Here is a 23121-nt window from a genome sequence, read left to right as displayed (position 1 = left end):
TTTATACGATAGAAACGGTCAATTGGACGGCTAACGCTGTCAGTTGCGCGAAAACTCGACGAATGTCGCGACGACTTGCTCGATTTGCGCGCGGCTGACGTCCATGTGCGTGACCATTCTCAGGCGGCCGGCGGCGCTGAGCTTGATCTCGCGCTCAGCGGCAAACGCCTTGAGTGCCTCGGCCCTGTCACCGATCTGCACGTAAACCATGTTGGTCTGTACTGGCTCGACGTCGTAGCCGGCCTGGCGAAGTCCGTTGGCCAGGAACTCGGCGTTGGCATGGTCGTCGGCCAGACGCTCGACGTTGTGATCCAGTGCATACAGCCCCGCCGCCGCGAGAATCCCGGCCTGACGCATGCCGCCGCCGACCATTTTGCGCAGGCGCCGCGCCTTGCCGATCAACGCCACAGAGCCGCACAACACCGAGCCCACTGGCGCACCCAGGCCTTTGGACAGGCACACCGACACCGAGTCGAAATGCTCGGCGATTTCGCGGGCATCCACGTCCAGCTTCACCGCCGCGTTGTACAACCGCGCGCCGTCCAGATGCAGAGCCAAGCCGTGTTCATGGGTGAAACGGCGCGCCCGGGCCAGGTACTCGAGCGGTAGCACCTTGCCTTGCATGGTGTTTTCCAGCGCCAGCAAACGGGTGCGGGCGAAATGGAAGTCGTCCGGCTTGATCGCCGCCGCCACCTGGGCCAGGTCCAGCGAACCATCGGCCTGCACTTCCAGCGGCTGTGGCTGGATCGAACCGAGCACCGCCGCCCCTCCACCTTCGTACTTATAGGTATGCGCCTGTTGGCCGACGATGTATTCCTCGCCGCGCTCGCAATGCGCCATCAACCCCAGCAGATTACTCATGGTGCCCGTCGGCACGAACAGCGCCGCGGCAAAGCCCAGGCGTTGCGCCAACTCGGCTTCCAGGCGATTGACCGTCGGGTCTTCGCCATAGACGTCGTCACCGGTGACCGCCTTGGCCATCGCGTCGAGCATCCCTTGGGTCGGTTGGGTGACGGTGTCGCTGCGAAGATCGATAACGCTCATGAATCTGGCCTCGGTAAGCAGGGGAAAATCCCTTTCAAGAGGGAATTACTGCGGTCATGGGTCTGAATAATCAACCCTTATCCCAGGAAAAATCGCGCTGTTCGAGTGAAAAAGTCGATAGCAATCATCAGAAAGGCGCGATGCGCTGCGCAGAAATATGTGTTAAAAACGCTGCGCCGCCAGACAATCTGCCGGCAAAACGTTCTCAGGGCGGGGTGCAACTCCCCACCGGCGGTAATTGCGCGCAATGCGCATAGCCCGCGAGCGCTTGGTGACGACGCGGCTTCGGCGGTGATCGGCGACAAGGTCAGCAGACCCGGTGTGATTCCGGGGCCGACGGTCATAGTCCGGATGAAGAGAGAACGGGATTGACGCCAAAGGGCTGTCCGCGGCATTAGTGCGAGCGTGCGTACCCTTAAATCCCCTTCGATTCATATGCCCTGTTTTTTAATTAAACAGGAGTCAGAACATGCAACCCACCGCAATCGATAGCAAAAGCAAAAACCATCAGGGCGAGCGCGTTGCGTTCATCCAGGCCTGCTGGCACAAGGAAATCGTCGACCAGAGCCGTAAAGGCTTCGTCGCGGAAATGATTGCCCAGGGTTATCAGGAATCGGACATCGATTTCTTTGAAGTCGGCGGCGCCTTTGAAATGCCCCTGCACGCCAAATTGCTGGCCAAGACCGGTCGTTACGCCGGCATCGTCGCGGCAGCCCTGGTGGTGGACGGCGGGATCTATCGTCACGAGTTCGTTGCCCAGTCGGTTGTCAGCGGCCTGATGCAGGTTCAGCTGGAAACCGAAGTGCCGGTCTTCTCTGTGTCGCTGACCCCGCACCACTTCCACGCTGGCGAAGAACATCAGAAGTTCTTCTTCGAGCACTTTGTGCACAAGGGCCAGGAAGCAGCGAAGACCTGTGCGGATACGTTGCACAAGATCCGCGCGCTGCGTCGCAGCGAGCCTCGGGCCGTGGCGGTCTGATTCTCTCCAGAATCTAACCGTGGGAGCGAGCCTGCTCGCGATTGCGGAGTATCAGCCGGCCCATAGGGGTCTGATACATCGTAATCGCGAGCAGGCTCGCTCCCACAGGGTCACAACCGCTTCAGGCGAGGTTTTCTTCGGTGGCCGGGACGATCAGGATGCCGGCGCGCAGGCCGTTCTTGACCTTCGGGTTGGGGAAGATGATGCGGGCGCCCTCTTCTTCGATGATCCACCGCGTCTGGGCGATGTCTTCGGCCAGCAGGTAACCCACTTCCAGTTCCGAAAAATTCTCGATGTCCGCCGGCAGGTTCAGGCGGAAGCTGTCGCTGTGCTTGATAATTTCCCGCGCCACGCTGAACAGCTGCAAACCGTCGAGCGACGCTTCGGCCAGCGGCGGTTCGTTGCCTTCGATGATCTGCTTGAGGCGGGTTTCCAGCAGGTCGACATTGACCCCGGCGTTCTGCCCGAACGGCCGCGCCTTGCCCAGTTCCAGCGTGAAAGACTCGGCACCCAGTTTGTCGTAGGTGTAGGAACTGAAGACGATGGACGGCTTGTTCTGCAGCAGCACCGCTTCCATGCCGGCGGCGCGCAGCCGCGCCAATTCCTGACGGGAGTGCTGGCGACCTTCCTTCCACGGGTACAAGGCGAACTGCTCGATCTTCGAGCCACGGATCGCCGTGTGCAGGTCGTAGTGCAGGCGTTCACGGTCCGGCAAGCTGAAGAAACTCGCCGCCAGGCGCTCCAGCTCACAGGCGCGCAGTGCCTCTGATCCGCTGCTTTGTTCATGCCGACCGTTAAACAGCCGGTTGACGTCCTGCTCGACGAAACGCTCGCCTTTGCGAATCGCTTCCGGGTTGCCGAACAGGAACAGAATACGGGCGCGCGGCTTCAGGTCGCCGCGGGCGATGTCATGCAGCAGGCGATCGAGCAACTCGATCGGCGCTGTTTCGTTGCCATGGATGCCGGCTGACAGCAGCAGGTCCAGGCCATTGTCGCGAGCTTCAGGTGGCCGGACTTCCAGCGCACCTTCGCTCAGCCAGCGCATCCGCACGCCTTCGACAGTCAGTTGAGTCTTCTCCGCCGGTTCGCGGCCGGCGAGGGTCAGTTCAAGCAGTTTGCCGAGGGCGAGCATAGAGCGGTTTCCTTAGTGGTCGTGATTGCAATCCGGGCCGTGAACGTGTTCTTCGTCACCGACATCTGCCGGTTCCATTTCCAGTTGCAGACTCACCAGATTAGTCGCCAATGGGCGCAGCAGCAGGTTGGCGTATTCCGCGTCACCCTCTTCGACGTCCACGCCGATCAGCAACTGGCCGCGGCCGTCGTGCTGGATCCACAGCTCTTTGCCTTGCCAAATGACCGCGACGCGGGTGCAGGAAGTTTCCAGTTGCGTGCCGTCGGTGTCTTCAAGGATCAGCTGCAGGGTATCGCTCATGTTTTCTACGCTCTCGACGTTCAATTGATCTGGAAAGGATAAACCGCGCCCAGTTTAAGGATTTGCGTCAGTTCATCCAGTGCCGTCCGGCACTCAAGCAACAATTGCGGGTCCGCCAGATCGTTTTCGGTCATGCGGTCGCGGTAGTGCTTGTCGACCCATTCGGTCAGCGTGCCGTACAACGGTGCGGTCATGATAACCCCTGGGTTGACGGCCGCCAGTTCGGTTTCATTCAGCGCCACGCGCAAACGCAGGCATGCCGGGCCACCACCGTTCTGCATGCTTTGCTTGAGGTCGAAGACCTTGACTTCACGGATCAGGCCGCCAGAACTGGTCAGGCCTTGCAGGTATTGCCAGACGCGCTCGTTGCCACGGCATTCTTCCGGCACGATCAACAGCATCGAACCGTCAGGACGCGACAGCAGCTGGCTGTTGAACAGGTAGGAACGCACGGCGTCTTCCACGGTGACCGCGGAACGCGGAACGCAGATCGACTGAAATTTCCCACCGACCCTGGCGAGTTTGCCTTGCAGCTCGGCGAGCATCTGCTCGGTGTCGAGGAACGCGTCCTCGTGATAGAACAGCACTTCGCCGTTACCCACCGCGATCACGTCGTTGTGGAACACGCCCTGATCGATCACCGAAGGGTTCTGCTGGGCGTACACCACGCCGTCATCGCTCAGGCCGTGCAGACGGGCGACCGCTTGCGAGGCTTCGAGGGTCTGGCGCGCCGGGTACTTCTGCGGTGCCGGGTAGCGGGTATCGAACGCACTGCGACCGAACACAAAGAACTCGACGCCGGCCTCGCCGTATTCACGGCAGAAACGCGTGTGGTTGGCCGCGCCTTCGTCACCGAACTGCGCCACCGCCGGCAATGCCGCATGGTGAGCAAAATGTTTCTGATCAGCGAACATCGCGCCCAGCACACGGCTGGTGGTCGGGTGTTCGATGCTGCGGTGGTATTTGCAGTTGAGGTTGGCAGCGGTGAAGTGCACGCGACCGTCGGCGGTGTCAGCGCTCGGGCTGACCGTGGCGGCGTTGGCCACCCACATGCTGGACGCCGAGCAGCTGGCAACCAGCAGCGGCATCGCCTCTTTCGCGGCGCGTTCGATCACTTGCGCGTCGGTACCGCTGAAGCCCAGGCGGCGCAACGCGGCGACGTCAGGGCGCTCTTGTGGGGCGAGAACGCCTTGCTGAAAGCCCATTTCCATCAGCGCTTTCATTTTCGCCAGGCCTTGCAGCGCGGCTTCCTTCGGGTTCGACGACTGCTGGCTGTTGCTCTGCGACGCGACGTTGCCGTAGGACAAACCGCCGTAGTTATGGGTCGGCCCCACTAGACCGTCAAAATTGACTTCATAGGATTTCATCAGCGAGGCTCCACGAGAATCTGTTGTTATAGGCTTCAGTAACTAATCTTTAAGACCGAGGCGCGGTCATCGCCAGCAGGCTGGCTCCCACAGGTGTGAGACGCCACCGAACCTGTGGGAGCCAGCCTGCTGGCGATGGGCATCACGCCATCTTCACGCCAGGCGTCAAAGCGGCTGGCAACACCAGGCTCGGCGTTTCCAGCGACGCCACCGGGTACGCGCAGTAATCCGCCGCGTAGTAGGCACTGGCGCGGTGGTTGCCCGAGGCGCCGACACCGCCGAAGGGCGCGCTGCTCGCGGCGCCGGTCAGCTGTTTGTTCCAGTTGACGATACCGGCGCGGCTTTCAAGCCAGAACTGCTGGTAACGCGCTTCGGAATCCGACAACAACCCCGCCGCCAGGCCATATTCGGTGTCATTCGCTTCAGCAATCGCCGCTTCAAAATCAGCGTAGCGGATCACTTGGAGCAGCGGGCCGAACAACTCTTCGTCCGGGCGATCGGCTACCGCCGTCACGTCCAGAATGCCCGGGGTCAGCAACGCTGCCTGAGCCTGCGGCTGGGTCATTTCCAGCAGCGCCACTGCGCCGTTGGCCAGCAGATGTTCCTGGGCGTCCATCAGGGCTTTCGCCGCGCCGAGGGAAATCACCGAGCCCATGAACGGCGCCGGTTGCTGATCGAACGCACCGACGTCAATCGTCGAGCTGACCGCCACCAGTCGCGCCAGCAGCGTGTCGCCCCAGGCACCTTGCGGCACCAGCAAGCGGCGCGCACAGGTGCAGCGTTGACCGGCGGAAATGAACGCTGACTGGATGATGGTGTAGACCGCAGCATCCACATCAGCCACTTCATCGACCACCAACGGGTTGTTACCCCCCATCTCCAGCGCCAGGATCTTGTCCGGACGACCGGCAAACTGCTGGTGCAAATGATTGCCAGTGCGGCTCGAACCGGTGAAGAACAAACCGTCGATGCCCGGGTTCGCGGCCAGGGCGATTCCGGTTTCGCGCGCACCTTGCAGCAGGTTCAACACGCCGGCAGGCAGGCCGGCTTCGATCCAGCACTTGACCGTCAGCTCGGCGACTTTCGGCGTCAGTTCGCTTGGCTTGAACAACACGCTGTTACCGGCCAGCAGCGCCGGAACGATGTGACCGTTCGGCAAGTGGCCGGGGAAGTTGTAAGGCCCGAACACCGCGACCACACCATGCGGCTTGTGGCGCAACACGGCGGTGGCGTCGCCCAGCGGGCCGCTCTTCTCGCCGGTGCGTTCGCGGTAGCTCTGCACCGAAATCGCGATCTTGTTGACCATGCTGGTCACTTCGGTCGCCGATTCCCACAGCGGTTTGCCGGTTTCCTCACCGATGCAACGCGCCAGTTCGTCAGCGTGGTTTTTCAGCGCCGCGGCAAATGCCTCCAGCACGCTGATGCGCTCGTCCAGGGTGCGACGGGCCCAGCCCGGAAACGCCTGACGCGCGGCTTGCACGGCGGATTCAACCTGGGCGGCGGTGGCGCCCTCGCCGGCCCACAGCACTTGCTGGGTCACCGGGTTCAGCGACTGAAAGGCGTCGCCCTGGCCGGCCAGCCATTCACCTGCGATGTATAGCGAATTCATTATTTCGACTCCCGAGCAGCGGACAACGGAACGGCGCGCACCTGATCACCGGCGTTGAGTTGAAGACGTTTGGCGGTCAGCGGGTCGACCACCAGCGTACCGGCGGCGAAGCGTGCGGGGGCGGCGGTGATCCGGCAGTCTTCGCGCTTGCGGTTGTGAATCAGGAACGGCGTGGCGTCGTCACCCGGCGTGCCCACCGCCAGCACCAGCGCCTGGCTGTCGCGCACCGCGCGGATCTTGCCGGTTTCGCATTCAACGGCCGGGCCGGCGTCGAAGATGTCGACGTAGCCCTGATAGCTGAAGCCTTCGCTCTTGAGCATCGACAGCGCCGGCTCGGTGTCCGGGTGCACCTGGCCGATCACGTTGCGTGCATCCGGCGACAGGAAGCAGGTGTACAGCGGGAATTTAGGCATCAGTTCGGCGATGAACGCCTTGTTGCCCACGCCGGTCAGGTAATCGGCCTGGCTGAATTCCATCTTGAAGAAGTGCCGACCGAGGCTTTCCCAGAACGGCGAACGCCCGGCGTCGTCGGACACGCCGCGCATCTCGGCAATGATCTTGTTGCCGAACAGCTGCGGGAATTCGGCGATGAAGAGCATCCGCGCCTTGGCCAGCATGCGGCCGTTGAGGCCGCTGCGGTAATCGGCGTGGAGAAACAGCGAGCACAGCTCGGAGTTGCCGGTCAGGTCGTTGGCCAGGAACAGCGTCGGGATTTCGCGATAGATGTTCAGCTCTTGCGAAGCGCTGACGGTCAGGCCGACGCGGAAGTTGTACCACGGCTCGCGCAGGCCGACGGCGCCGGCGATGGCGGAAATGCCGACGACACGGCCGTCATCGTCTTCGAGCACGAACAGGTAGTCCGCGTCGCCGCGCCCGGCTTCGCCGCGAAAGGTCTTCTCGGCCCAGCCGACCCGATGGGCCAGACGTTCTTCGTTGGCCGGCAAGGTGGTCAGGCCGGTGCCGGTGCTGCGGGCCAGGTCGATCAGAGCGGGTAAATCGCTGCTGCGTACGGGACGAACGATCATGCTATCTCCTCAAACGGGCCGCCAACGCCACCCGCGAAACAACTTTCCAGGATACTTTCCAGACAGGCCTTAAACCGCCACCAGGCGCACGCTGGCACCCTCACCGACGCCCAGGGCTTCGGCCGCTTGCAGATCCAGGGTCACGGGTTTGCCCGGCGCGTAATCGAGTTCGAGCAACACGGCGCGGTAATCCTGCAACTGGGCGTTGGCCACCAGGTATTGACGGCCGATGCCTTTGGCCGGCTCGCCGATTTTCACTGGCACCACGCGGCTCTGGGCGATCGAACGGATCCCCGAGACACGGGCGTGCAAGGTCGGGCCACCATCGAAAATGTCGATGTAGTGATCGGTCTCGAAGCCTTCGCGCATCAGGATGTCGAAGGTGATCTGCGCCCGTGGATGCACCTGGCCCATGGCTTCCTGCGCGGAGTCCGGCAGCAGCGGCACATAGATCGGGTAGTGCGGCATCAGTTCGGCGAGGAACGTGCGGCTCTTCAGGCCGCACAGGCGCTCGGCTTCAGCGTAGTTGAGGTCGAAGAAGTTGCGCCCGATGGCGTCCCAGAACGGCGAGTCGCCGTTTTCGTCGCTGTAACCGACGATCTCGGTCACCACGGAATCGGCAAAACGCTCCGGGTGGCTGGCGACGAACAGCAAGCGGCCCCGGGAATTGAGTTCCGCCCACGGCGAACCGACCAGCTCGCGCTGCACGTAGAAACTGGTCAGCAGGCTGTTGCCGGTCAGGTCGTGGCACTGCGAGAGCACGTGAATCTTGTTATGAATCTTCAGCTCGCGGGAGGCGTGCACGAAGGTTTCATTGCGAAAGCTGTAGAACGGCTCGGAATAACCGGCCGAGGCAACAATGGCCGAGCAGCCGGCGAGTTTGCCGGTGGTGCTGTCTTCGAGGACGAAGAAGTAGCTTTCTTCACCGTTGAAGCTGACTTCGGCGGCAAACGACGCTTCGCTTGCGGCGATCTTGTCGCTCAGGCGTTCAACGTCATCCGGCAAGGAAGTGACACCAATCGGGCTGTCCGCAGCCAGACGCTGTACCTCGCCCAGATCAGCCATTTGCGCGGGGCGCATCACCAGCATGGTGTCACTCCTTTCTCGAAAAACTCTTGGGGAAAAATAGTCCAGACCCGGCACTGCAACATTGTGGGAGCGGGCTTGCTCGCGAAAGCGGTGTATCAGCCACCCACGATGCTGACTGATACACCGCTATCGCGAGCAAGCCCGCTCCCACATTTAAACCGGTCTGGCATACAAATTGGGATCGACGCCTGAATCGTCAGGCGTCGAAAGGTCTATCAGGCTTGCGTCAGTTTCGCCGCGGCGCGTTCGAAGCGGTCCAGGCCTTCGTCGATGTCAGCGTCTTCCACCACCAGGCTCGGGGCGAAACGCACCACGTCCGGGCCGGCTTGCAGGACCATCAGGCCTTCACGCTCGGCGGCGTTGAAGATGTCCTTGGCCTTGCCTTTCCAGGCATCGCTCAGCACGCAACCGATCAACAGGCCCATGCCACGCACCTTGGTGAACAGGCCGTATTTCTCGCCGATCTGTTCCAGGCGCGCCTTGAACTTGTCGTGCTTGGCGTTGACGCCCGCCAGGACTTCCGGGGTGTTGATCACGTCGATCACCGCCTCGGCAACGGCGCACGCCAGCGGGTTGCCGCCGTAAGTGGTGCCGTGGGTGCCGACGACCAGGTGTTTGGCCAGGTCTTCGGTGGTCAGCATCGCCGCGATCGGGAAACCGCCGCCCAGGCTCTTGGCGCTGGTCAGGATGTCCGGGGTCACGCCGTAGTGCTGATAGGCGAACAGCTTGCCGCTGCGGCCCATGCCGGTTTGCACTTCGTCGAAAATCAGCAGCGCGTTGTGCGCGGTGCAGAGTTCGCGGGCGCCTTGCAGGTATTCAAGTTCAGCCGGGATCACCCCGCTTTCGCCCTGGATCGGCTCCAGCACCACGGCACAGGTCTTGTCGGAAATGGCGGCTTTCAGCGCGGCCAGATCGTTGTACGGCACGTGGGTGATGCCGGTGATCTTCGGACCGAAGCCGTCGGAGTACTTCGACTGGCCACCGACGTTCACGGTGAACAGGGTGCGGCCGTGGAAGCTGTTGAGCGCGGCGATGATTTCGTACTTCTCGCTGCCGAACCGGTCGAAACCGACCCGACGGGCCAGCTTGAACGCGGCCTCGTTGGCTTCGGCGCCGGAGTTGCAGAAGAACGCACGCTCGGCAAAGGTCGCGTCGATCAGCTTATGCGCCAGGCGCAGGGCCGGCTCATTGGTGAATACGTTGGACACGTGCCACAGCTTGTTCGCCTGTTCGGTCAAGGCACCGACCAGCGCCGGGTGCGCATGACCCAATACGTTAACGGCAATCCCGCCGGCGAAGTCGATCAGCTCGCGGCCAGACTGGTCCCACACGCGGGAACCGGCGCCACGCACAGGAATGAAGGCGGCGGGCGCATAGTTGGGAACCATTACCTGGTCGAAATCGGCGCGTTCTACCGCAGCGTGCTCAACGGACATCGGAGTCTCCTGAAGAGGAACACTCGCCTGAAACTGGCGAGCGATGGGGGGATTGTAAGGACAGTTCTCAGCCCGGCCTTGCCGCCAAGCGACAACTTCTTATAGCGCAAACCCCGGTTTCAGCCGGGTTTACGGCAATGCGACATATAGCGTCGCAAAGGCGCAGTTTAAACTGCGGGCGGGGTTAGAGGCAGGGTTGCCGGGATTTGATTTCAGCCCTACCCGCATCCGATAACTATGTACCGCCTGAGGGACGCCGATCCTTGATTTCCTTTTGCAATCTTTAACTGCTCAAGGAAAAGCACGATGCAGGTGCCCCAAGATTCGTCGGCCACGGTGACCGCGGCGCAATTTGAACATCCCGACAGCCATTATCAGCACCTCAAGAACGCCCTGCCCGACTGGGTCGGCCAGGCCACGCTCGCCCGCCGGAAGGCGTTGAAAGCCGCGCAGCCACGGCTCACCGCTGCGCTGAAGTCAGCTTCGAGCGCACAGCATCAGGCACTCAAGACACTGACGGCCGATCACTGGACCGCACAAAATGCCGTCGACCAACGCCTGGCCCACCTGCAAGACGCCAGTGCCTTCGCCGAGCCGTTGCTCAAGGAGGCGTTGAAAAAACGCTTCGATCTGGACCTGGACGTCAGAACGACGTTCCTGCGTCTGTACATCCCCGTGACGGTGCCCGGTTTTCCGATCAACACCGGCACGCGGGAATGGACGGTGTCGATGCTGGACGCGGCGCTGCACAACTTCGAAGCCAGGGAAGCCGAGGACGATGCCTATGAAACGCATTCGACCTTCATCACCGCGCCGTCCGCGACAGGGCAATTCGACACGTTGCCCCAGATCAAGGAAAAACTGAGCATCCCGGCATTTATCAAGCTGTGCCGGTCGCTCGACATTGGCGCGCAGTATCAAGCCGCTCTCAAGGAAGCGCTGGGTTTTTCCGAACCGGTGGGCGCCGCCGTGTTGCGCCTGAAAATAGACGCGAGCCAGCAAGCCGCCCTCAAGGCCGCGCTGCAATGGGCGCGGATGAACGGCGATGTCAGCGAGCAATACGCGCGCCTGATCGGCGGGCTGGCCGATGGCCTGCAAGGCATGCGCATCGATGGGCAAGCCTTGTTGTGTCATGACCTGACGCTGATGTCCGCCCGACTCACCGGCATTGTGGTGTTCGCGCCGGACCTCGAACAGGCGCGGAAAGCGGTGCGCGTGGTGGCGTACCTCCCGGACGACCCCGAGCACCCGCTCAAGGAATACGCCTCCACGGCGGAGATGGCGGTGGAACTGATCCGCCAGCTGCGCTCCCCCGATTACCAACCCTTCTTCAGCCGCTTCGTCGACCACGAACACCGCGGTGTGTTCTTCGCCACCCTGAACAGCCGCCTGAGCAAACTGGAATGGCACGAACCGGTTCAGGGCAGCGCCCTGCCCGCCTGGCGGGAAACCCCCATCGACAACCCGAACCTGCAGTTTGCGATCACACCGATCGGCGGCAACCTGTGGCTGCATCTCTACCAAGGGAAACTGAACAAGATCCTCAACGACGCACAAACCCTCGCCGTCGAAACCGCCCGCGCCGACCAGAAAGCGCGCTGGGCGCTGTGGGATTCATTCGTCGACATCGCCTCGGCGATCCTCCAGGCCGCCGCGCTGGTCGTGGCGCCGTTTGTGCCGGTGCTGGGCGAATTGATGATGGGCTACATGGCGTATCAACTGCTCGATGAAACCTTTGAGGGCGTGATCGAATGGGCCGAGGGGCAGTCCACCGAAGCGTTCGAGCACCTGATGGGCGCCGTGGAATCGCTGGTGCAGTTGGGCGTTTTTGCTGCAGGCGCGGCGATCGGTGCCGGCGAATACCGCAAGGTGCTGCCCAAAGAAGTCGTCGCGTTCATTGACCGCTTCAAACCGGTCAAGCTCGCCAATGGTCAGACCCGTTACTGGAAACCGGACCTCAGCACCTATGAAACGTCGCCGCCAGCCGCCGATAGCAAAGCCAATGAACTGGGCCTGCGTCCGCATCAAGGCAAGCACCTGCTGGCCCTCGATCAGGTGCATTACGCCGTGAGCGAAAGTCCGATCAAGGGCCAGTACCAGATTGAACACCCGATCCGGCCCGACGCCTACCAACCGCAACTGCGCCACAACGGCGACGGCGCCTGGCACACCGAACTCGAGGAACCGCTGGAATGGGACAGTGCCACGGCGCTGCGGCGCATTGGTCATGGCGTCGAAGGGTTTTCCGACGCGCAACGCGAGCAGATCCTCCAGGTCAGCGGCGTGCCCGAGAACGCGCTGCGCAAGATGCACGTCAATCAGGAACCGTTGCCGCCGCTGCTGGCCGACAGCATCAAGCGCTTTCGGATCGATCAGGACCTCGGACACTTCATCGAGCAACTGGACAGCGACCTGCCCGATCAGTACCTGCACGCCGACCCGGTCAGCCAACTGCAACTGCTCACCGAGCATCACCGCTGGCCCTCGAGCAAACGCCTGCGCTTTATCGATGAACACGGGGACATCGTCTGGACCTCATCGACCGACGACACCCTGCCCGTGACCGTCCTGCGCCAGGACCGTCTGACGGACGGCGATCTGCTCAAGACCCTGCTGCAATCCCTCGACGAAAGCGCAGCCCAGGCGCTGCTGGGTGAACCGTTCGGCAGCCCGACGCCACCGCTCGACGTACGCGCCCGCACCCTCAGAAAACAATTGGCGCACCTCGCCAGAGCGCACCGATCCGCCCTGTTCGAATCCCGCTACACCACGCTTGAGCAAAACAACGATCCGCTGTTCCGCCAGATCGCGCTGCACGATCCGCGACTGCCCATCAGCGTCACGCGGGAATTGCTCGACACCGCCACCGGCGAAGAACTGATACAGATCCGCGCAGGCCAACTGCCCGCGCGCCAACAAGGCTTGATCGACCTGGCCAACCAGGAAGTGCGCGTCACCCGCGCCTTCGAAGGCCTGGCGCTGGACTCGGTGAACAATCCGGACACCGACACGCTCGCCCTGCACAGCCTGCAACAACTTACCGGCTGGACCGGCGACGTGCGCATCGACGTACGCGATCGCAGCGTCGACGGGCCGCTGCTGGACAGCACCGGCCAGCCACAGGCTTCCGTGCAGAAAGTCCTGGTGCGCCAGGCCGACGGTCGCTATCAAGCCTTTGATGATCGCGGCCAGGCGCTGCATTCGGTCAGCGATTTTTACGCCAGCGTCCTGTACGCGCTGCCGGACACCGAGCGCCAGGCGCTGGACCTTCACATCGGCCAGGCAGACCAGCTGAAAGCGTCGATCCGCCGACATCCCTTGGATCGAAACGCACTGCGCGTGACGATTGCCCATCCGCCGATTCAGGCCCCGGTCACCGACACCCTGCGCCTGGTGCGCGCTCAGGGGTATCGACGCCTGTTGCGCACGGTCAACGCCGCCAACGAACAGCCGCTCACGCTGCAACAGCGGATTCAGCAGCTGTACCCAACCTACTCGCCGGAGGACATCGAGACGCTGTTGGCGGTCCTGCGGGACCACCCCGACGGCCCGCGAACCGTGTTGTCGCGGCTGCGCAACGAATTTACCCGACAGGCCGAAGACCTGACCCGCTGGGTCTACGACGTGCCAACCGTAGACCGCAACGGTCGCACGCTGACGGACGCCGAATTCCAGGCCGCGCGCCAGACCCGCCGGTTGTTCAAGCGACTCCTGCTGCAATGCTGGCGCCGGGAAACCTACGGCCCGATTGGCTACACGCTGCACGTACCGGGCTCGATCCTCGGCGACTTGCCGCCCTTGAGCGCCGACTTCAGCCATGTCGACCTGCTACAGATCAATGGCAGCGCCGGCACCCGTGGCCTGAATGATTTCCTGCAGCACCTGTCCGGCTTGCAGCACCTGGAGATTCAAGACTTCGCGCTGCCAGACCTGCCCTCGGCCATCGCCTCGATGCCGAATCTTCGGCAATTGGTGGTGCGTAACAGTGGCATCACCCTTTCACTGGCCGACCAGCAGTTGCTGCCTTCGTTAAAAACGCTGTCGGTGCTGGACCTGCAGGACAACCCGCTGACGCTCACCCCGGATCTGCACGACATGCCCGCGTTGCGCGACGTCAACCTGGCCAATACCGGGATTTCCATGGTCCCCGCCAACCTGCTGGATCACCCGCAGCTGATCATCGGCAACTTCGCCGGCAACCGCCTCACCGAATTGCCGGAACCGCTCTATACCCTCAACGCCGACCTCAGCAACGGCTTCAATTTTGCCAACAATCCACTGTCCGCCGCAGCGCGCGAGCGGATCAAGGCGCACTACCTGCGCACCGGCAAACATTTCGGGGTGGTGGCCGAGCAAGCGGATACCGACCGCGTGCGCGCGCTGTTTGTGCAGCACAACGTGCGTCAGGCGACCGATTTGCTCTATCGCCTGCCGGGTACGCTGGCCGACGGCCGCGCGCAACTCACGCGGTGGGAGACCGAGCTGACCCGTTTGCTCGAGGACCTGGGGCGCTGGCAACATGAAGTTGCGGATCGCCATCCCGCGACGGGCCGGTTGCTCAATATCAACGAAACGTTCAACGAACATGTCGCCAGGGAAACCTTCGCCCGGCAGGTGGAGCAGTTCTGGCGCACTCGAATCAGCAAACATCCGGACCGCTTCAGGGCGGACCTGACATTCATCGGCGAGCTGCCGGTGCTCACCGCGGATTTCAGCCATGTTCCCGGCCTGATCCTGACCGGCAATGCCCACGTCAGCGGCGTCGTCCCGTTCCTGCAACGCTTCACCGGCCTGCGCAGCCTGACGCTCAGCCAATTCGCCCTCGATCAGGTGCCCCAGGCGATCACCCACATGCCGTTACTCGACACACTGCTGCTGGATCATTGTGGCGTGGTGCTCACGCCCGAGGGGCAAGCGGCGCTGGCTTCGCGGCCGAATCTCAAGTCCCTGGAACTGACCCACAATCCATTGGGCACGGCACCCGACCTCGCGTCGCTGCCCGAGCTGACCTACCTCGACCTGTCCTACAACGCACTGACCGCGGTGCCCGCCGGGCTGGCCGAGCACCCGAACCTGAGGACGACCGTGCTCGAAAGCAACCGGATTACTGAGCTGCCCGAGGCGCTGTTCAGCCTGCCCGCCGAGCGCATCGATGGTCTGGACTTTGCCGACAACCCCTTCTCCGCCGAAACCCGCGAGCGCATCAAAACCTGCTTCCAGGCCACCGGCCAAGACTTCGGCGTGCACGCGGACCCAGCGGACATCGCGCTGATCATGGAACTGTTTTCAACCCTCGACGAGCAGGACTCGAGCGATGTGATCTACAGCTTGCCCGGCACCCTGGAGGCAGGCCGCGCGCAAGTCAACCGGTGGCAAGCGGAACTCACCCAATTGACTGACCAGCTTAAAGACTGGACCCGTGCCACGCCCAGCCACCACCCTGTCACCGGTCAACCCCTCACCATCGAGCAGATCCACACCGATTTCCTCGCCAGGAACGAGTTCGCCCAGCGACTGCAACAGTACTGGCGTGATCGGCCCGACCCTGTGCAGAAACGCGAAGACAACTTCAACCTGGAGCTGATCTTCGTCGGGGACCTGCCCCGGCTGACGGCTGACTTCAGCCATGTGTCGACCCTGACCCTCAACGGCAACCCCGCGATTACAGGCACCGAGGCCTTTCTCGAGCTGTTCCCGAACCTGCACACCCTCGACTTGCAGAACTTCGCCCTGGAGCGAATGCCCCAGGCCCTGACGCAAATGCCCGAGCTGCGGGAGCTGATCATCAACCGCTGCCAGCTGCCGATGACCAGCGAAAGCCAGGCTGTTCTGTCGTCACTCGATGGCCTGGAAGCGCTGGACCTGAGTGAAAACCCGCTGGCCGTCGCGCCCGATCTGACGCGCATGCCGCTGCTCAACGAACTGCGCCTGTCCAACACCGGGATTACCCGGCTGCCCAACGGTTTCAGCGACCTCGACAACCTGCGAATCGCCTCGCTGCACGGCAACCGGATCAGCGAACTGCCCGAAGAGCTGTTCTCGGTCAGCCCCGAGGTCGCCGATGGCATCAACCTCAGCAACAACCCGATATCGGCCGCCAGTCGCGAACGGATCAAGACCTGGTACGCCAGCACCGGCATCGATTTTGTTGTGCTGGTCGAAAAAGCCGATATCGATCGGGCGCAAGCGCTGTTCCCGAGCCTGGACCGCGAAGACGCCAGTCACATGGTGTACAAGCTGCCGGGGACACTGGCGGACGGTCGGGCGCAGTTGACCCGCTGGGAGCTTGAAATCGCCCAAATGACCCGCGACCTGAAACGCTGGGCCGGCGACATTCCGGCGCAACACCCGACGATGGGGCATGCACTGACGGGCACTGAACGCTTCGGCGAAAGCGCCGATCGAAAACTGTTCGCGAAAAAGCTCGAGCAACTCTGGCGCCACCGGCCGCCAGAAGCACCGGAGCTGCGGGAAAACACCTTCATTGCGCATCCGGCGTTTATTGGCGACATGCCGTCACTGAGCACCGATTTCAGCCATGTCACGATGTTGTCCCTGACCGGCCACGCGGCGTTGAGCGTCAATGCGCGGTTCCTGGAGTGCTTCAGTGGCCTGCAACACCTGGAACTGCGTAATTTCAACCTGGGGCGGATTCCCCCGTCGGTCACCGGCATGCACTCACTTGAGTTTCTGGTGCTGAGCCGCTGTCGCGTGGCGCTGGGCTCGGAGGGGCAAGCCGCGCTGGCCTCGCTGTCGCGCTTGAAGATGCTCGACCTGTTCGACAATCCGCTGGGCAGCGTCCCCGACGTCACGCCGTTGCAAGCGCTGACGTTCATCGACCTCTCCAATACCGGCATCGACCGCGTGCCCACCGGCGTGGCAAATCCTGCGCAATTGCGCACCGTTCTGCTGCGGGATAACCGCATCAGCGAGCTGCCCGAGGCGCTCTATCAATTGTCCGCAGAGGCGGCCGACGGCTTTGATTTCTCCAACAACCCGCTGTCCGCAGCGACGCTTGATCGCCTGAAAACCTATCAGCGACAAACCGGCAGCGATTTCGGCGCCTGGGCCGACCCGGCCGACATCGAACACGTCATCGCGCTGTATCCGCAGATGACGACCAGCGAAGCCAGCCACTTCATCTTTGGCCTGCCCGGCACGATAGTGGACGGACGCGCCGAACTGGCACGCCTCGCCGCTGAATTCGAGCGCACCGGGACCCGGCCCGACAGCCGCGCCGCGCGGGGTGATACCGCCATGGAACACTGATCCACCGTTCATCGCACCGGGTCCCTGTGGCCCGGTGCGATGACCCGGCCCGCCATAACTATGTACCGCACCCGCCAGTACACCGTCTGTTTTCCTTGGGGTTCAATCAACCGCTAAGGACTGGCGCCATGAATCAACAGGAACTCGAAGCGACGGCTCAGCCGGACGCGCATTATCACCACGCCTTCAACAACTTGCCCGACTGGCTGCTCAAGGCCTCGCCGACCACACGCAACGCCTTGAAAAGTAGCGAGCTGCAACGGCCGCAATGGCACGACACGGCGCCCCGCGAACAACTGCAAACGCTGAAAAACGCCAGCGAAGCACACTGGGCCCAGCGCAACCGCCTGGAGGCGCGGCTGGATAAACTGCAGAACGCCCGGGACTTTGCCGAACCGCTGCTCGTCGCCGCATTGAAAAAACGCTTCGGCGTCGAACTGGACGTCAAGACCACATTCCTGCGCCTGTACCTTCCGCAAAGCATTCCGTGGTTTCCGATTTCTTCCGGCGCGGCGCGTACCTGGACCGTGTCGCTGGTCGATGCCGCGCTGCACAATTTCCAGGAGTCGGAAACTCGCGCAGAAGCCTACGAGCCCGACTCAACGTTCATCACCGAGCCCTCCCCCGGCGGCCAGTTCGATACCTTGCCGGCGGTGAAACGCACGCTGTCGATTACCGCGTTCACCCGCTTGTGCCGCGAGCTGGACATCGGCGGGCAGTACGCGGCTTACCTCAGGGAGTCGCTGGGACTGAAGAGCCCGGTGGCCACCGAAGTGCTGAAACTGAACGTCATCAACACCCACAAAACCGCCCTGCGCACCGCGTTGCACCTGGCGCACATTCGGAAGGATCTGCCCGACGATGCGCATCAAGCGCTGCTCGGCCTGCTCGACGGTCGCAACAACGCACGACTGCACGCGCATGACCTGACCATGATGTCCTCGTTGCTGACCGGCATCGTGGTGTTCGCGCCGGACCTGGCACCCGCGCGCGGAGCGACGCGGATCGTGGTCTACATTCCCGATGACCCGGAGGCGCCGCTCAAGCATTACCCCGACTCGCTGACCTTCATCCAGGATCTGACCCGCAAGCTGCGCTCGCCGACCTATCAGGCGCTCTTCAGCCGTTTCGTCGATCATCAGGAACGCGGGTATTTTTTTGCCGGCCTCGCACGCCGCTTGAGCCACGTGATTTGGCATGAACGCCAGCACGGCGACCCGCTGCCCAACTGGCGCGACACGCCCATCGACAAACCGCATTTGCAATTCTCCGTAAGCCCGATCAAAACCGCGCTGTGGACGCACCTCTATCAGCAGCAACTGAACAAGCTCCTCAACGACGCGCGCACCGTGGCCGTCTCCACCGCCAGCGCCGACCGTGCGGCCCGTTGGGCACGGTGGGACGCCTTCAGCAAAGTCGCCACCGAGATCCTTGAAGTGGTGTCGTTCGTGGCCCTGCCCTTTGTGCCGTTTCTCGGCGAAGCGATGCTCGCCTACATGGCTTATCAGGTCCTCGACAACACCTTCGAAGGCATCGTCGACTGGGCCGAAGGCTTGCAACGCGAAGCGCTTGAACAGGTGATCGGGCTGACGGAGTCGGTGGTGCAACTCGGGTTGTTTGCAGTCGGTGGCGCCATGGCCGCCCAGGCGTTCAGCCGCGTGTTGGCGCCGGAAACGCTGAAGCTGTTCTCGTCGCTCAAACCGGTCGAGATCGCCAAGGGCAAAAGCCGTTACTGGCGGCCGGACCTCACGCCCTACGAGCAATCGATCCAGCTGCCGAAAAGCGCCAGGCCGGATCACCTCGGTTTGTATCAGCATCAAGGCAAACAGCTGCTGCGCCTGGAGGACAAGCTGTATGCGGTGAAACAGGACGGCGGGCGCTTTCAGATCGAACACCCTGAACGGGACGATGCCTGGTCGCCACCTTTGCGGCACAACCATCACGGCGCCTGGCAGACCGTTCTCGACGAGCCATTGACGTGGGACCGGGACACGGTGATGCGTCGCATCGGCCATCATGTCGAGTCGCTCAGCACTGCCGAACGCGAACTCATCCTGCGCATCAGCGGCTTCCACGACAACGTGTTGCGCGAGACCCACGTCGAGCACCAGCGCCCGCCGTCGCTGCTGACCGACACCCTCAAGCGCTTCAAGATCGATCGCGATCTTCAGGCGCTGATCGAGCAGCCCGGCCATCCCGAGCGCGAGCGCGCATTGAGCCAGCGACTGTCGTTGTTCGAGGAACGTTACCGCGCAATCGAGCAGACCGATGACCGCAACGTCCAGCTGTTGCAAGGCCACGTGCAAGGGCTGCCGACCGACATCGCCGAAGAACTGGTGAACAACGCCACCGGCAGCGAGCTGATGGACATGCACAACGGACGCGTGCCCCGGCGCTTGAAAGACGTGGCGCTCAAGGCGATGGACGCGGTGCGTACCGCGCGTGCCTATGAAGGGTTTTATCTCCACGGCATGGAAACCGTGGACACCCGCCGCCTGGCCTTGCACAGCCTCGAATCGATGCCCGGCTGGCCGGCGGATCTGCGCATCGAGGTCAGAGAGTATTCCCCCACCGGCGCGCTGCTGGACAGCGTTGGTCCGGACGACGCCACCGTGGTCAAGACGCTGGTGAATGCCGAGGACAGCACGCCTCACCTGCAAGGCAGCGGCGATCAGGACGGCAGCTTTTATCAGGCCATTGTGCAGGCGCTGAGCGAGGCCGAGCGCAACGCACTGGGCCTCTCGGGCAACGATGCCGCGGCACTCAAACAGCGCATCATCGATCAGGCCGCGAGCACCCCGGCGTTGCGCACGTTGCTGGTCAAACACCCGCTGCGCAAACCGTTTTACGACCCGGCGACCATGCGCCTGCCCGGTGGCTCGGAAGGTTACCTTCGTCGCCACACTCCGACACCCACGCTGGCAGATCGGGTTCGCGAGGTGTACCCGGGCCTGGACGAGGAAGAACTGGGTTCCATCGTCGCTCGCCTGCAACGCCACCCGGACGGCCCGCGCACGGAGCTTTCCCGCCTGGCCAGCGAGCTCTATCAACTGCATTGGGATCTCGATCGGTGGGTCAGCGAGGCACCGACCGTCAACCCGGATACCGGGCTGCCACTGGGCGACCTGGAGCAACAGGCCATGCGCCACAATCGGCGGTTGCTGGCCCAGGAATTCCAGCGCACCTGGCGGCGCCAGTCGGGGCGGGATGTCGAAGCACCCGAAGGCACGGAAGGTTATGTGCTGCGTTTCACCGAGCCGGTCCCGGGAAGCCTGCCCGAGCTGACGGCCGACTTCAGTCATGTGTCAGCGCTCATCCTTGAAGGCAATCACGCGGCACACGGCGCGCCACGCCTGCTGCAGCAGTTCACCGGTCTGCGACGACTGGAGCTGCGCGGGTTTTCGTTTGAGCGGCTGCCGGACGCCATCGGGCGAATGGAGAACCTTGAGGCCTTGATCCTCAGCGACTGCGGCACCCCGTTCGACAGCGCCGCATGGGCAAAACTGTCGTCGATGAGAAAACTGAAGCGCCTGGACCTGCAGGGCAATCCATTTGAAGTTGTGCCGCCGATCGAATCCCTGTCGGAGCTCGCCCACCTGAACCTGAGCAATACTGGCCTGACCGCCATCCCTGACGGCGCGCTGCGACACCCCGGGCTCAATACCCTGCTGTTGGCGAACAACGCCATCAGCGAGCTGCCGGCTGAACTGTTCGACAGCCCGGTGCATGAAAAACGTGGCGTGCACCTGATGAACAACCCGCTCAGCGAGGCGGCGCGGGAACTGATCAAGCAACATTACTTCGAGACTTCCTACGACCTGGGCGTGGCGGCGCCCGAAGCGGATGTTCAGCGGGTCATTGGCTTGTACCCGGACCTGGAACCGGCACAGGCCAGCGACCTGGTGTACGCCATGGCCGGCACATTGGCGGACGGCCGGATCGAGATTGGCACCCTGGAAGTGGAGCTGGCGCAGATGAACACCGATCTCGCGGCCTGGACCGCTGACCTGCCACCGGTGCATCCGCTGACGGGCGAACCGTTCACGGCCCACCAGGTGTTTGTCGAACAGGTCAAACGCGACACGTTCATGCAGACGCTGCAGCGCTGCTGGCGCCATCAGACGGAACTGGATGAGTTCGACGAGCTGCTGGAGCCGACCTTCGAGCTGGTCTTCGACAACGCAATCAATGGCGACCTGCCGACCCTCAGCGCCGACTTCGGCCATGTGTCCGCCCTGGAGCTGACGAGCGCCCATGGCGTGACCGGCATCGGCCGGTTCCTTGAGTCGTTCCCCAAGCTCAAGCGCCTGAAGCTGCGCGACTTCAACCTGGGGAACATTCCGGACGCGGTGTTCAAGATGGATCGGCTGTATTCGTTGTCGCTGCAGAACTGCCGAATCACCCTGACCGCGGAATCGGCCAGCGCCCTGGCCGGCATGGAAGACCTCGAATACCTGGACCTGGCCTTCAATCCACTGGCGCACACGCCGGACCTGAGCCGTATGCCGAACCTGGCGACCCTCGTGATCCATGACACCGACATCAGCGAAATTCCCCATGGCTTGCAGCACAAACCCGTACTGGATTGGGCCGACCTGAGCAATAACGCGATCACCGATGTCTCGAACGAGATGCTGGCGTTACCCCGCGACGTGGCCAACAACATTCACCTGCAGGGCAACCCGTTTACCGAGGAAGCCCTGCAGCGCTTGATGGCTTACTACGAAAACACCGGCGTCGATTTCGGTATCGATGAAGTGGTCAATCAAGACGAAGCGCAGGGGTCGACCTCGCCAGCGGCGGAGGTCGACGAGTAAGGGCTCAGCCGCGCTCGGACGGCACCGAGGACAATTCGAACGGGCTGCTGCTGCGCCGTTGGTTGCGATCTTCCCGTGGCGTGGCGCCGAAGAAGTTGCGGTAGGCACTGGAGAAATGCGGCCCCGAGGAGAAGCCGCAGGACAGGCCGATCTGGATGATCGACTTGCTGGTCTGCATCAACATCTGCCGGGCCTTGTTCAGGCGCAGCTCCAGGTAATACTGGCTTGGCACGCGGTTGAGGTATTGCTTGAAGATCCGCTCCAGCTGGCGACGGGACACACACACGTGCTGGGCGATTTCGTCGGTGGTCAGCGGTTCTTCGATGTTGGCTTCCATCAGCAACACGGCTTGAGTCAGTTTCGGATGGCTGGAGCCGAGACGGTTCTGCAGCGGAATGCGCTGACGCTCGCCGCCTTCACGGATGCGCTCGACCACCAGTTCCTCGGACACCGCGCCGGCGAGTTCGGCGCCGTGATCACGGGCCAGCACCGCCAGCAGCAGGTCGAGCACCGAGAGGCCGCCGCACGCGGTCAGGCGATCGCGATCCCAGTCGAACAAATGGCTGGTGGCGATGACTTTCGGGAAGCGTTCGGCGAAATCGTCCTGCCAGCGCCAGTGCACGGCGGCGCGATAACCGTCGAGCAGACCGAGCTGGGCCAACGGGTACACGCCGGCCGACAGACCGCCGATCACACACCCGGCGCGCACCAGTTGCTTCAACGTGCTGCTGAGCGCCGGCGCCAACGTGGTCGGTGGCTCGTCAGCGAGCAGGAACAGTTTCTGGAAATTCTCGAGCTTGCCGGCCCACGGTTCACCGGGCAATTGCCAGGCGCCTTCGCTCGACGGTTCGGCCTGCAGGAACGACAGCTCGTAGACCACGTCCGGATGCACACGCTGGGCAACACGCAAGGCCTCCTCAGCCAGCGCAAGCGTCAGGGCTTTAGTGCTGGGCCAAATCAGGAAACCAATTCGATGGGCAGTCATGGCGGGCAATCCGAAACGAAACAATGATGAAGGCATGGGCCAATGCTAGCCCGTAAATCAACGCAAATC

At 62.7% G+C, this 23121-nt stretch carries 12 protein-coding genes and 1 riboswitch; of the genes, 3 read left to right on the top strand and 9 right to left on the bottom strand.

The genetic code is table 11. The features are described from left to right. Positions 1-39: 39 nt before the first annotated feature. Positions 40-1044, bottom strand: a complete 1005-nt coding sequence (ltaE, locus tag NTD84_RS03790) for a low-specificity L-threonine aldolase (RefSeq protein ID WP_262163682.1) — start codon at positions 1042-1044, stop codon at positions 40-42. Between the two features lie 197 nt (positions 1045-1241). After that, positions 1242-1412, top strand: a riboswitch (FMN riboswitch). A gap of 101 nt (positions 1413-1513) precedes the next feature. Between ltaE and NTD84_RS03785 the strand changes: the two genes are divergently transcribed. Beyond that, the gene (locus NTD84_RS03785) at positions 1514-2023 is read left to right on the top strand and encodes a 6,7-dimethyl-8-ribityllumazine synthase (protein WP_262163681.1); all 510 of its coding nucleotides are present in this window, start codon (positions 1514-1516) and stop codon (positions 2021-2023) included. A 121-nt stretch (positions 2024-2144) separates the two neighbouring features. Here the strand turns inward: NTD84_RS03785 and astE are convergent, their stop codons facing one another. The 7 genes from astE to NTD84_RS03750 form a co-directional block, all read right to left on the bottom strand. Beyond that, positions 2145-3155, bottom strand: coding sequence for a succinylglutamate desuccinylase (gene astE / locus NTD84_RS03780; RefSeq protein ID WP_262163678.1), 1011 nt, complete (start codon positions 3153-3155; stop codon positions 2145-2147). 12 nt (positions 3156-3167) lie between these two features. After that, positions 3168-3455, bottom strand: a complete 288-nt coding sequence (locus tag NTD84_RS03775; protein WP_262163676.1) for a topoisomerase II — start codon at positions 3453-3455, stop codon at positions 3168-3170. 20 nt (positions 3456-3475) lie between these two features. Then, the gene (astB, locus tag NTD84_RS03770) at positions 3476-4822 is read right to left on the bottom strand and encodes an N-succinylarginine dihydrolase (protein WP_262163674.1); all 1347 of its coding nucleotides are present in this window, start codon (positions 4820-4822) and stop codon (positions 3476-3478) included. Positions 4823-4964: 142 nt separating this feature from the next. Then, complete coding sequence (gene astD, locus NTD84_RS03765; protein WP_262163810.1) at positions 4965-6434, bottom strand: succinylglutamate-semialdehyde dehydrogenase; 1470 nt, start codon at positions 6432-6434, stop codon at positions 4965-4967. Next, positions 6431-7456: an arginine N-succinyltransferase gene (gene astA, locus NTD84_RS03760; protein ID WP_262163672.1), complete on the bottom strand. Its 1026-nt coding sequence runs from the start codon at positions 7454-7456 to the stop codon at positions 6431-6433. The genes astD and astA overlap by 4 nt, the downstream gene beginning before the upstream one ends. A 69-nt stretch (positions 7457-7525) precedes the next feature. Further along, on the bottom strand, positions 7526-8545 hold the full coding sequence (gene aruF, locus NTD84_RS03755; RefSeq protein WP_262163671.1) for an arginine/ornithine succinyltransferase subunit alpha: 1020 nt from the start codon (positions 8543-8545) through the stop codon (positions 7526-7528). Positions 8546-8760: 215 nt separating this feature from the next. Continuing rightward, positions 8761-9981 (bottom strand): aspartate aminotransferase family protein, encoded by a 1221-nt coding sequence (locus NTD84_RS03750; protein ID WP_262163668.1) that lies wholly within the window; start codon positions 9979-9981, stop codon positions 8761-8763. Positions 9982-10287: 306 nt separating this feature from the next. On the opposite strand from NTD84_RS03750, the gene NTD84_RS03745 reads away from it, so the two are divergent. Together NTD84_RS03745 and NTD84_RS03740 are read left to right on the top strand one after the other, a co-directional pair. Then, positions 10288-17250 (top strand): dermonecrotic toxin domain-containing protein, encoded by a 6963-nt coding sequence (locus NTD84_RS03745; RefSeq protein ID WP_262163667.1) that lies wholly within the window; start codon positions 10288-10290, stop codon positions 17248-17250. Positions 17251-17378: 128 nt separating this feature from the next. Then, a complete protein-coding gene (locus NTD84_RS03740) occupies positions 17379-22067 on the top strand; it encodes a dermonecrotic toxin domain-containing protein (protein ID WP_262163666.1) in 4689 nt (1562 codons plus the stop codon). Positions 22068-22071: 4 nt separating this feature from the next. Here NTD84_RS03740 and NTD84_RS03735 read toward each other — a convergent pair whose 3' ends face one another. Continuing rightward, the gene (locus NTD84_RS03735; protein ID WP_262163665.1) at positions 22072-23052 is read right to left on the bottom strand and encodes a GlxA family transcriptional regulator; all 981 of its coding nucleotides are present in this window, start codon (positions 23050-23052) and stop codon (positions 22072-22074) included. Positions 23053-23121 lie beyond the last annotated feature (69 nt).

This window comes from Pseudomonas sp. 14P_8.1_Bac3, from assembly GCF_025466085.1.
GTDB lineage: Bacteria > Pseudomonadota > Gammaproteobacteria > Pseudomonadales > Pseudomonadaceae > Aquipseudomonas.
The sequence above is the reverse complement of the archived record's forward strand: the minus strand, read 5'-3'. Positions and strand labels throughout refer to the sequence as shown.

Excerpts from the sequence above, each read along its gene's own strand:
- aruF (WP_262163671.1), bottom strand. The coding sequence starts at position 8,545 with ATGCTGGTGATGCGCCCCGCGCAAATGGCTGATCTGGGCGAGGTACAG.
- astE (WP_262163678.1), bottom strand. The coding sequence starts at position 3,155 with ATGCTCGCCCTCGGCAAACTGCTTGAACTGACCCTCGCCGGCCGCGAA.
- NTD84_RS03750 (WP_262163668.1), bottom strand. The coding sequence starts at position 9,981 with ATGTCCGTTGAGCACGCTGCGGTAGAACGCGCCGATTTCGACCAGGTA.
- NTD84_RS03785 (WP_262163681.1), top strand. The coding sequence starts at position 1,514 with ATGCAACCCACCGCAATCGATAGCAAAAGCAAAAACCATCAGGGCGAG.
- NTD84_RS03775 (WP_262163676.1), bottom strand. The coding sequence starts at position 3,455 with ATGAGCGATACCCTGCAGCTGATCCTTGAAGACACCGACGGCACGCAA.
- astA (WP_262163672.1), bottom strand. The coding sequence starts at position 7,456 with ATGATCGTTCGTCCCGTACGCAGCAGCGATTTACCCGCTCTGATCGAC.
- NTD84_RS03745 (WP_262163667.1), top strand. The coding sequence starts at position 10,288 with ATGCAGGTGCCCCAAGATTCGTCGGCCACGGTGACCGCGGCGCAATTT.
- ltaE (WP_262163682.1), bottom strand. The coding sequence starts at position 1,044 with ATGAGCGTTATCGATCTTCGCAGCGACACCGTCACCCAACCGACCCAA.
- NTD84_RS03740 (WP_262163666.1), top strand. The coding sequence starts at position 17,379 with ATGAATCAACAGGAACTCGAAGCGACGGCTCAGCCGGACGCGCATTAT.
- astB (WP_262163674.1), bottom strand. The coding sequence starts at position 4,822 with ATGAAATCCTATGAAGTCAATTTTGACGGTCTAGTGGGGCCGACCCAT.
- NTD84_RS03735 (WP_262163665.1), bottom strand. The coding sequence starts at position 23,052 with ATGACTGCCCATCGAATTGGTTTCCTGATTTGGCCCAGCACTAAAGCC.